The sequence below is a fragment of the Bradyrhizobium sp. genome (assembly GCF_035273305.1).
In the GTDB taxonomy this organism is placed as follows: Bacteria; Pseudomonadota; Alphaproteobacteria; order Rhizobiales; family Xanthobacteraceae; genus Bradyrhizobium.
The window spans coordinates 1-11,351 of record NZ_DATEPI010000200.1 but is presented as its reverse complement, the minus strand read 5'-3'; the positions used below and the strand labels follow the sequence as shown (position 1 = coordinate 11,351).

9 protein-coding genes are annotated in these 11,351 nt (G+C 60.6%); 4 read left to right on the top strand and 5 right to left on the bottom strand.

Translation table 11 applies throughout. From position 1 onward, the window contains the following. The 5 genes from VJV58_RS13675 to VJV58_RS13655 all read right to left on the bottom strand — a co-directional run. Positions 1-351 (bottom strand): ABC transporter substrate-binding protein (locus tag VJV58_RS13675; RefSeq protein ID WP_324137888.1); only part of this gene is annotated, 351 nt, incomplete at its 3' end. A gap of 144 nt (positions 352-495) precedes the next feature. Further along, positions 496-1,416, bottom strand: a complete 921-nt coding sequence (locus tag VJV58_RS13670; protein WP_324137887.1) for a dioxygenase — start codon at positions 1,414-1,416, stop codon at positions 496-498. A gap of 63 nt (positions 1,417-1,479) precedes the next feature. Next, positions 1,480-3,699: an acetate--CoA ligase family protein gene (locus VJV58_RS13665; RefSeq protein ID WP_324137886.1), complete on the bottom strand. Its 2,220-nt coding sequence runs from the start codon at positions 3,697-3,699 to the stop codon at positions 1,480-1,482. Positions 3,700-3,936: 237 nt separating this feature from the next. Beyond that, on the bottom strand, positions 3,937-4,653 hold the full coding sequence (locus VJV58_RS13660; RefSeq protein ID WP_324137885.1) for a DUF1614 domain-containing protein: 717 nt from the start codon (positions 4,651-4,653) through the stop codon (positions 3,937-3,939). A gap of 111 nt (positions 4,654-4,764) precedes the next feature. Beyond that, complete coding sequence (locus tag VJV58_RS13655; protein WP_324137884.1) at positions 4,765-6,318, bottom strand: long-chain fatty acid--CoA ligase; 1,554 nt, start codon at positions 6,316-6,318, stop codon at positions 4,765-4,767. Between the two features lie 916 nt (positions 6,319-7,234). On the opposite strand from VJV58_RS13655, the gene VJV58_RS13650 reads away from it, so the two are divergent. The 4 genes from VJV58_RS13650 to VJV58_RS13635 all read left to right on the top strand — a co-directional run. Next, positions 7,235-8,371 (top strand): acyl-CoA dehydrogenase family protein, encoded by a 1,137-nt coding sequence (locus VJV58_RS13650; RefSeq protein WP_324137883.1) that lies wholly within the window; start codon positions 7,235-7,237, stop codon positions 8,369-8,371. 21 nt (positions 8,372-8,392) lie between these two features. After that, positions 8,393-9,043 (top strand): glutathione S-transferase family protein, encoded by a 651-nt coding sequence (locus tag VJV58_RS13645; protein WP_324137882.1) that lies wholly within the window; start codon positions 8,393-8,395, stop codon positions 9,041-9,043. A gap of 146 nt (positions 9,044-9,189) precedes the next feature. Next, on the top strand, positions 9,190-10,056 hold the full coding sequence (locus VJV58_RS13640) for a 3-keto-5-aminohexanoate cleavage protein (RefSeq protein ID WP_324137881.1): 867 nt from the start codon (positions 9,190-9,192) through the stop codon (positions 10,054-10,056). Positions 10,057-10,167: 111 nt separating this feature from the next. Further along, positions 10,168-11,351 (top strand): acyl-CoA carboxylase subunit beta (locus VJV58_RS13635; protein ID WP_324137880.1); only part of this gene is annotated, 1,184 nt, incomplete at its 3' end.

The following is an 11,351-nucleotide window of genomic DNA, read 5'->3' as shown; positions in this document are numbered from 1 at the left end:
ATTGACGTCGCCGATGATGAAGCTCACCTGATCGCGCTCGATCAGCTTGCGCGTCTTCTGGACGCCAGTGCCGACGTCGTTTGCCGAGTCTTCGATCAAGAGCTCAACCGGCCGGCCCAGAATGCCGCCCTTCTTGTTAATCTCCTCGACCGCGAATTTAGCGCCTACCACTTCGTTCTGTGCGATTGCGGCATAGACGCCGGTCAGCGGATCGACCAGTCCGATCCTGATTGACGTTTCGCCGCGCGCCTTGATGATAAAAGGAGATGAGAATTGCACCGCAGCAATAGCGGCGCTGGATTTTAAAAGGGTTCGCCGATCGACCGACCAGGATCGTCGCAAGGTAGCCATGCCGTCCTCCCAGACAAGTGAGATATGACCTTGATGGCCGGCATTCTTTGATGCCGTACCTCGTAACCGTAGCCCGTCCGTTTTGGTTTTGCCAATAATAACCCGGTGAAATTCTGCGACCTTCGGCGTAGAGCGCATGCCCGGTCACGCCCTGGGCGGCGCGTCCGATACCTTGGCGCGTATCGGGGCCAGTGGACGCCGTGCCTCGCCACGCTCAAGCCGAAACTTCTGATCGAGCGAATACCACGGCGCCTCCAACTTCATCTCAGGGGAGGGCTCATCATGACGAACGTAGTTGCCGATGAGAGCCCGCGTCACGCCGAACTGCACGTCTGAATCGATGTGCCGATCGTCCGGCGAATAGATTTGCGAAATGAGTGTCTTGAAACCGGGCTTGTAGACCATGAAGTGGAGGTGCGCCGGTCGGTAGTTGTGACGGCGCGTGGCCCTCACCAATTCACCCACCGGACCGTCGATCGGGATCGGATACCCCGCTGGCTTGACGGTGCGGAATTCAAATCGGCCAGTTTGATCGGAAACAAAGCGGCCGCGCAAATTCATCTCTGCTTGTTTATGATCCTGGTTCTCATAAAGACCTTCCGGCGACGAGTGCCAGACATCCACTTCGGCTCCTTCGACCGGAACGCCGTTTGCATCCTCGATCGACACGCGAACCATCAGCCCGGGTCCCGGCGTTGGCGAGCGCACCAATGTCTCGCCGCTTGGGGTCAGTGGCTGATCGTCGCGCCAGAAAGGGCCCAGAAGATTGGCCTGGGTTTCGGTCTGGCCGGCATCGCCGTTGTTGAGCAGGCAGATCAGCGAGGACAAGCCCAGCGATCCCGCCATCAGCACTACCTCATTATGGGACTCAGTCGTCTTCTGTCCCATCGCCGCCACGATCCTGACGGCTTCCTGGAACTCGCGCTCGGTCAGGCGAACGTCGCGCACGAATCCGTGCAGATGCCGCACCAGCGACAGCAGGATTTCGCGCAGCCGGCGGTCCTCGGTACGGCCCACCGCTTGCAGAACGGCATCTGTGACCATGGCCTGATTTTCTATGATCATTTCAAGACCACGAATTGTTGCGCCACCATCCGCGACACGAGGCAATCGAGCCGTCTCGTTACCTCAATGCTTGGCCGCGCGTTTCGCGGCATCGTTGTTGAGCACGATCAGCGCATCGACTGCGATACCGGTCCGGGTGTTGATCAGGAATGGATTGATGTCGATCGAAGCGATGCGGGAGCCGGCGTCCGCCATGAGATTGGAGAGGCCTACCAGCGCCTTCACGGCTGACGCCTCGTGCAGCGCCGGCTTGCCGCGATAGCCCTTCAGCTTCACACCGGCTTTGGTGCGGCTGATGAGTTCTTTGGCTTCGCTCGCATCGAGCGGCGCGCCGGCTAGTGCGACATCTTTCATGAGTTCGATATCGACGCCACCCGTGCCGAACAGCACTACAGGCCCCATCTCGGCATCGAGCGCGCTTCCGATGACCAGCTCAAGCTCGGCCTTGACCTGCTGCGCGATCAGAATGCCATCGAGCTTCGGTTTGCCTTTCAGTTTCTTGACCCGCGCGGTGATGTCGTTGAAGGCTTTCCTGACTTCGGCGGGCGTCTTCAGGTTCAGCACCACGCCCCCGATATCGGACTTGTGCAAAATCTCCGCGCTGACCAGCTTGGCGACGACCGGGAAGCCGATTTTTTTCGCGGCCTTCACGGCGTCGGCGGCCGTTTGCACGATCTCTTCCCTGGATATTGGAATGCCGTAAGCCTTTAGCAGGTTTTTTGACGCGACCTCGTCGAGGGCCGCGCCGCTGGCGTTCTTCAGGGCCCGTTCAAGGGTGGCTCGCGCGGAGGCACTGGAACTGGATTTGATCTCCGGCACCACCTTGCGGAGCGAGGCGTAATCGATCAACGATTTGATGGCGCCGACCGCGCGGTCCAGCCCCTGCATCACGGCGATGTGCGGCAGTGACTTGCGCAGACCCTTGGTGAATTCGGTGAAGCCGATTGACATCGCACTGATGTAGACGACCGGCTTGCTGGCGGCTCCGGCCATATCGTTGACGATCCGCAGATTGCGCTCGCGCAATTCATGCGGCGCCTTGGGAAGCTCGGCGTCGATGATGACGATGTCGGTGTCGGGATCGTCGATCATGATCTTGATCGACTGCATATAGACTGACGGATCGACCACGGCGGCAAAGCCGGCGTCGAGCGGATTGCCGACGATGCTACCGGGGCCCAGCATTTTTGCCAGCTTGTTGCTGGCGTTTTCGCTCAACGGCGCAAAACTCAACCCGGCGGAATGAAAGGCGTCGATCAGCAAGCCGCGCTTGCCGCCGGACAAAGTGACCGCGGCGAGTCGGTTGCCCTTCGGCGGATCGGCGTGAACGAAACACTCCGTGGTTTCGATCAGCTCGTCGAGACCGCGCACCCGGATCACGCCTTCGCGGGTCGAGATCGCGTCGAATGTCTCGATCGAACCGGCCAGCGCGCCAGTGTGCGCCATGGCGGCGGCGCGTCCGCCCTCCGATGCTCCGAGCTTGAGCGCGATCACCGGCTTGCCGGCGGCGCGGGCGGCCTTGCAGGCGTCGCGGAATACCTTGGTGTTGCGCACCCCTTCCAAATAAACCACGATGACGCGAATGGATGGATCGGCGGCGAAGTAACTCATCAGGTCCGGCGTTTCCAGGCCGGCCTCGTTTCCCGTCGTGACCATGTATCCGACGCCGACGCCGCGATCCTCCAGCGCCTGGCGAATCGCCATCACGATCGCACCGGATTGGCCCGCGATCGCCACCGGCCCCGCCTCCATCGTGACGATCCGATCGTCGATGTTGGTGAACATGTTTTCGCCGGCGCTGAGATTGCCAAGGCAATTCGGGCCGGTGACGGCGAGCCCGGTTTCGCGAATCGCCTGCTGCAATTCGGCGGCGAGCCTCTGGCTCTCATCGTCCTGCAGTTCGCTGAAGCCGGAGGTCACGATAGTCGCCGAACGCGCGCCGGCCGCTGCGGCGTCGCGGATCACCTGAACAGCGAAACGCGCCGGCACCAGCACCAGCACATGATCGGGCTTGTCAGGCAGGCTTGCAAAATCCTTGTAGCAGCGAACGCCCCAGATCGTTTCGCGCTTGGAGTTTACGGGATACAACTCGCCTTTGAATTTGTACTTGACGAGATTGTTCCAGATACGCTCGGCGTAGTTGCCCGGCTTGTCAGTAGCGCCAACCAGTACGATGTTGCGCGGATGAAGCATCGCGTGAATGTTCTTGACGATGTCACTCGCCCCGGAGGGCGGCGACCATCTGACGTTTGAAACGGACGCGGTGCTTACCTGAGCTTCCATGGACGTGACCTTTGCCCTTCTTTTTTTCGCAAATGCGCGAGTCGGCTGCGGGTCGCCATCCTGCGCCAGTTTTGATTTCTTATTATGGGGAGTTGGGAAGAAGGGCAACTCGCGAGCGTCGCAATCCAGCCATCTGCCTGCTTGATGCTCCCGACCCTCCCGTGCGGTGGAATAAAGCAGCCGACCAATGAGCGCAGATATCACCGCCGGAAAGTGTTTCGCCAACCTCGTTACTTCTCACCACGCTTCTCGTGGTTGCGATGGTGAGGCGATCCCGGCGAGCAGCACCGCCAGAATCCCGGTCAGGAATATCCCATCGAACGTTCCCGCGCCGCCGATCGAGGCGACCGGCGCGCCGAGGCCGCTGATCTTGTCGAGGTTGAGAAGATCGGCGCCGATCAGCGTGCCCATCGAGCCGCCGATATATGCTAGCGGCGGCGCATATTCCCTCGACAGGATGAATGCGAGGATCGCCGTGGCCACAACGGGCACAAAGACCGGCACGGCGATCCCGATTCCCGCAACCGGCGTGGCCGTCGAATGGATGATAAAGGCGATCGCGGCGATAGCGATCGCGGCTTTGAGCCAGAGTTGATATCGGATGACCAGATAGGTGGACATCAAGGTCGGGATCAGCGCGCCCCCGACATTCACGGCCAGCACCGTGCCGGGCCACTGGACGATGACAGGTACGACATATTGCATGCCGAAGAATTCAACGATTTGCCCTGATCTCACGGGATTGCCGGGCAGCACCGTGATCGGGATGTTGAAATAGCTGCCGATCAGTGAGCCGAACAGCAGAAGCAGGGCGACACCCGGTCCGACGCCAAGGCGCATATAGGCATAGCGCAGAATGCGAAGCTGAATCAGGATAACCAGACCCACCACCAGAAAGATCAGGATTGAAAACAATCCCGGCGTCAGCGGCAGATAGTGAAATTGGGAACCCATGATCTAAGCGCCTGATGATGTCTTCCTTGTCTGGACTACTTACTTGGGAAACATCTTGCGGAATGACAAGAACCGTACGCCGAGCCAACGTTCGGTTGCGGACTGAACGCGCTACAGCACGGCGGCCTTGGCGTGATCCGCCGGCGCAGGCACGCCGAATTCATTGCGCAGCGTCGGCTTGTGGATCTTGCCGGTGGCGTTGCGTGGCAGCGCATCGACGAACTGGATCAGTCGTGGACATTTGAAGCGAGCCAGATTGGCGGCGCAGTGCGCATGAATTTCGATTTCGCTGATCGTTTGCCCCGGCTTCACGGCGACAATGGCCATGCCGACTTCTCCCCATTGCTGATCAGGGACGCCGATCACAGCGGCCTCGGCAATAGCGGCGAGCTGGTGCAGCACATTTTCGACCTCCGCCGGATAAACATTTTCACCGCCGGAAATGTACATGTCCTTCCAACGGTCGACGATGTAATAAAAACCTTCCTCGTCAACCCGCGTGGCATCGCCCGTGTGCAGCCAGCCATCGGTGAACGACGACTGATCGGCGTCAGGCCTGTTCCAGTAACCGGGGGTGACGTTTGGCCCCCTGACCCAAAGCTCGCCGAGCTCGCCGATGGCGGCGTCTGCTCCATCCGGCCTGACGATCCGCACCTCGGTGTGCAGCACCGGCTTGCCCGAAGACCCGGCCTTGCGCCTGGCGTCCTCGCGATCAAGCGTCAGAACCGCCGGGCTGGTCTCCGTCATCCCGTAGCCCTGCTGCAACGCGACGCCGCGCTCCTCCCACACTTTCAGAAGCGGCACCGGCATCGGCGCGCCGCCAACGCCCCCAATGATAAGGCGGCTGAAATCCGAAGTCGCGAACGAAGGATGCTGCGACATGAATTGATAGATCGAAGGCACGCCGAAAAACACGTTGATGCCGCGCGATGGATCGCTGATCAGCGCCAGCGCGAGACCGGGATCGAAGGCGCGCATAATCAATACAGTACCGCCGGCGTGCAGGACCGGGTTGGTGTAGCAGTTGAGTCCGCCGGTATGAAAAAGCGGCAGCACCGTCAGCAGCACCGACGACGGCGAGATATACGCGGGTCCGCCGAGATTGACGCAATTCCAGAAGGTCATGCCGTGGGTGATGATGGCGCCCTTTGGCTGCCCCGTGGTACCCGAGGTGTACATAATGGTCGAGATGTCATCGAGCGTCACGAGCTCGGCTTTGTCGAGCGGAGCTGAAGCCGCGATCGCGGCCTCATAGGAGCCATCAGGCCCAAGTAAAAGCATCGAGCCAATGCCGCACAGTTGCGCCACGGATATTGCGATATCGGAAAGGTCGGCGTCATGGATCATCAGGGCGGGCGCGGCATCGCCGACGATGAACTGCAACTCGGGGATCGTAAGGCGGGTGTTCAGCGGCAGGAAGACGGCGCCAAGGCGTCCACAGGCAAACTGAACCTCCAGCGTATCGGTCGTGTTCAGTGCGAGCACCGCAACCCGATCGCCAGGTTTGATGTCGAGCCGGTGGCGCAGGTGCGTCGCGAGCCGCGAAATGCGGGCATCCAATTGCGCGTAAGCGAATTCCCGTCCGCTGGCGAGATCGACCACCGCGGGCTTGTTCGGGGTCCTAAGGCCGAAATGCGCAATCCAATCGTAATAACGAACCGACAAAGTTTCCTCCAAAGGCGAAGGTGGGCAGTTGATCCACTTGGGCTGTTTCGAACCTGTTTGAGCCAGCATGCCGAAATCAGCTCGGATTGGCCAGCCGTCAGTCGACACGAGCGAAGCTCGCTGTTTCTTATCCCTCCCCCACTTTTTGTGGGTAGGGCGGGCATATCGTGAGCGGAGCGAGCGATGTGCCGGGTGGGGGCTGCTTCCGCGAGCGAGGTATTCGCGCAGCGCCATCCGCTCCGAACCCCCACCCGGCGCTTCGCGCCACCCTCCCCACAAAAAGTGGGGGAGGGATAACCGCGTCGCGGCATTCGCCCATCTCCCTCGGATTCCTCCACGCAAAAACCCACACCCCGCGATCTCGCCGCGCATTTCCGCGCGAGTTTTGGATCGTGTGAAGCGCATCTGAAAATCAGAGGGCGCAGGGAATGCCGGGCGCTCAATGCACCCGCAGTCTCGCGTGCAAAAAATAGAAAGCACACGAGGTAGTCACCACAGGTTCACCGAAATCGTCCGGCATTCCCCGCGCAATGGTTTTACGGCTTATACCGTGATCTCCCCGGTGATCGGGCTTTCTTGTCACCGTCGCCAGCGAGATATTTCCCGCCGACTTAACGCCAGCGTCGAGGCGTCAGGACCACACGGCTTCGTCGTCCGCAATACGCGCGCATCGTCGAGCGCGCTTTCGCGGCCACCGCATCCCGCCCCGCGTTCGTGACGATCGCGAGCCGCCCCTCTTGGTGGGGCGGGACCAAATCGCTCTATTCCTGCGTCTACCTGGGCGTCAAGCTGAAGTTCTGAATTTCCGAACTCGCTGGAACGTCACCGATGCCAATTGGCGGGACTTCGACTTCGACTCCGGCGCGGTCCGCTGTAGTCTGATTTTGGACGGCGGCAGCACAGGGGAGCGATACGAATGGCAAGCCCATTCTACACGGCCGAGCACGAAGCCTATCGCGAGGTGGTGCGCCGTTTTGTCGAAAAGGAAATCGAGCCTTACGCCCACGAATGGGACGAGGCAGGCGAATTTCCGAGACAGCTCTACCGAAAGGCAGCCGAGATTGGGCTACTGGGCCTTGGCTTCCCAGAGGAATATGGCGGAACCGAAGTTGATAATTTTATGTGGATCGTCGCGGTTCAGGAGTTGGCGCGGGCCGGCGCCGGCGGCGTCAGCGCGAGTCTCAAGAGCAATTCGATTGGCGCGCCGCCGATCGCGCGCGCCGGCAGCCCGGAATTCAAGGCGCGTGTGCTGCCGGAAATCTTGTCGGGCAGGAAAATCTCGGCGCTGGCAATCACGGAGCCGAGCGGCGGCTCGGATGTCGCGAACCTGCGCACCACTGCGCGGCGTGACGGCGAATTCTATATCGTCAATGGCGAGAAGACGTTCATCACCTCGGGCATGCGGGCTGATTACATTACCACAGCGGTGCGCACCGGCGGTCCCGGTCCTGGTGGCGTCAGCCTTTTGGTGATCGAGGGCGACACGGCCGGGCTGTCGCGAACGCGGCTGAAGAAAATGGGGTGGTGGGCCTCCGATACCGCGACCTTGCATTTCGATGATTGCCGTGTGCCCGCCGCAAATCTGCTCGGGGAAGAGGGCAGGGGCTTCAAGATCATCATGCATAATTTCAACAGCGAGCGTCTCACCATGGCGGCCGGCTGCACGGCGGCTGCGCGGGTTTGCCTGGAAGAAGCCATGGAATACGCCAGGCAGAGGCACACGTTTGGAAAGCCGTTGGCGCAGCATCAGGTGATCCGGCATAAACTGGTCGACATGGCGCAACGGGTGGCCGCGTCACAGGCGATGTTGGAAATGCTGGCGTGGCGGCTTGATCACGGCGAAAGCCCAGTCGCCGAGATCTGCATGCTGAAGAATCAGGCGACGCAGACGATGGCCTTCTGCGCCTCCGAAGCAGTGCAGATTTTTGGCGGCGCCGGCTACATGCGCGGCATAAAAGTCGAGCGCATCTATCGCGAGGTCAAGGTCAATGCGATCGGTGGCGGCAGCGAGGAGATCATGAAAGACCTCGCCAGCCGACAAATGGGGTTGTGACTTCGAAGTAAGGGAAAGCGGATGATCACTCTATATCATTGCCACGGGGCTCGCTCATTCCGTCCGCTGTGGATGCTGGAAGAAATGGGCCTGCGCTATGATCTCAAAATGCTGCCGTTCCCTCCAAGGGTGCTTGCGAAGGAGTATCTGGCGCTCAATCCGCTCGGTACCATTCCCTTGATGATCGATGGCGAGACGAGGATGACCGAGTCGTCCGGCATCTGCCACTATCTCGGCACGCGGCATGGACCGACGCCGCTGATCGTCGGCGTCGATGAGCCGGTTTACGGCGCATTCCTGAACTGGATGTATTTCAGCGACGCCACCTTGACGTTTCCGCAAACCCTGGTGCTGCGCTACAGCCGTCTCGAACCGGAAGAGCGGCGCAATCCGCAGGTTGTGACCGACTATGCCAAATGGTTTTTGGGCCGACTGCGGGCGGTGGAAGCCGCCACCGCAAATGCCGAGACTCTCGTCGGCGGTCGCTTCACCGCCGCTGATGTCGTGATCGGTTACGCGTTGCGCCTTGCCGAAAACATCGGGCTTGCCAGGGATTTCGGTCCGAACGTCGCGGCCTATTGGCAGCGCCTGCGGTCGCGCGATGGATATAAACGAGCGGTAGCCGCCGAAACACTCGCGGGCGAGCAGCAGAACGTGGCGCGCGACTTCTAAACAACAAGCAGCACGGCCCGATCAGCGGCCCTCCTGGGCTGCCCGGCGTTTATCCTTCGGTGACATCAGGAGCGATTTCGGTATGCTGAGATCTCGGCAAGAAGGCCGCGCGAGATGGAGACATTGATCGTCATGAAGGCTAATCCATGAGCGACAAGGCTGTGATCACCTGCGCGCTGAACGGCGTATTGACCGACCCAAAACAGCACCACGTGCCGGTCACCCCGGAGCAGATGGCACGTGAAGCGAAGGGCGCTTTTAATGCCGGTGCCAGCATCATGCATATTCATCTGCGCCGGCAGGAGCCGGGCGAGGGACATCTGCCGTCCTGGGATGTCAGCATATCTCGCGAGATCCAGCAGGCGATCCGTGAGGCCTGTCCCGGCGTCATCATCAATCACACCACGGGCACGTCCGGTCCCAATTATCAGGGCGCTCTCGATTGCGTGCGGGAGACCAAGCCGGAGATGGCCGCCTGCAACGCCGGCTCGCTGAATTACCTGAAAGTCAAAAGCGACAATACCTGGGCCTGGCCGCCGATGATGTTCGATAATGCGGTCGAGAAAGTGCAGGACTATCTCGATGTGATGAAGGAAGTGGACACCATTCCGGAATTCGAATGTTTCGATGTCGGCATCGTGCGCTGCGTCGGCATGTACCGGCAGACCGGCATGTATTCCGGGCCGCTGGAATACAATTTCGTCATGGGCGTCGCATCGGGCATGCCGGCCGATCCGGAATTGCTGCCGATCCTGCTGAAGCTGAAATCTCCGCAAGCGCACTGGCAGGTCACCGCGATCGGCCGCTCCGAAATTTGGCCGCTGCATCAGCGTTGCGCCGATCTTGGCGGCCATTTGCGCACTGGCCTCGAAGATACCTTCTATCGGCCTGACGGCAGCAAGGTAACCTCAAATGGTCAGCTCATTGAGACCGTCGCGGCCTGCGCGCGCCGTGCTGGCCGCGACATCGCGAGTCCGGCGGAGGCGAGGCAGATTTTCGGGATCAGACGCTAACGTTTATCGGAAAGGATCATTCGTTGTGAACAGGAGCGGAAATCCACACGCAGCCGGCGAACGACTGGATCGCTTTGTCGCTTCGCTCCTCGCAATGACAATTGGATAGCGATGACAATCCTTGAATCCACGATCGCGCCCGGCAGCGACGCTTACAAGGCTAACCGCGCCGGCATGCTGGCGCTGATTTCGCGGATGCGCGAATTGGAGGAGAGGACGCGCGCCGCCTCCGCTGCGGCCAAGGAGCGGTTTCACAAACGCGGACAATTGCTGCCGCGTGAGCGCGTGGCGCTAGTGCTCGATCCCGGCTCCCCTTTCATCGAACTATCGACCCTGGCGGGGTACATGTTCGACGTTCCCGATCCGGACAAGAGCGTGCCTGGCGGCGGAGTCATTGCAGGCATCGGCTTCGTCGCGGGCATCCGCTGCATGGTCAGCGCGAATGATTCCGGCATCGACGCCGGCGCGCTGCAACCTTACGGGCTCGACAAGACCTTGCGCGTGCAGGAACTGGCACTCGAGAACAAGCTGCCGTTTGTGCAATTGGTTGAAAGCGCCGGCGCCAATCTGTTGCGCTATCGGGTCGAGGATTTCGTCAGGGGCGGCAACATCTTTCGCAACCTCGCGCGGCTCTCGGCGGCCGGGTTGCCGGTGATTACCGTCACGCACGGCTCCTCGACCGCAGGCGGCGCCTACCAGACCGGACTGTCGGACTACATTGTGATGGTGCGCGGCCGGACCCGCGCCTTTCTGGCCGGGCCGCCGCTTTTGAAGGCGGCTACCGGCGAAATCGCTACCGAAGAAGAGCTCGGCGGCGCCGAAATGCACACCAGCATATCCGGGCTCGGCGACTATCTTGCTGAAGACGATCGGGACGCACTGCGGATCGCGCGCGACATCATGACCAATCTGAAATGGGACCGGCCGCGCCGCATGGAAGCGTCTCATCCTCCGCCGCGTCACGATCCCGAGGAATTACTGGGCATCATGGCGATGGATCACAAGCGGCCCGTCGACATGCGCCAGGTGATCGCACGGATCATCGACGATTCCGATTTCAATGACTTCGGCATCAATTATGGTCAGGCCACGGTGTGCGGGCACGCACGTATCGAAGGCGAGCCGATCGGGATTATCACCAACAATGGCCCGCTCGATCCTGACGGCGCGAACAAGGCAACTCATTTCATTCAGGCCTGCTGCCAATCGCGTACTCCGCTGCTTTATCTCAACAACACGACCGGCTACATGGTCGGCAAGGCCTATGAAGAAGCCGGCATGATCAAGCACGGCTC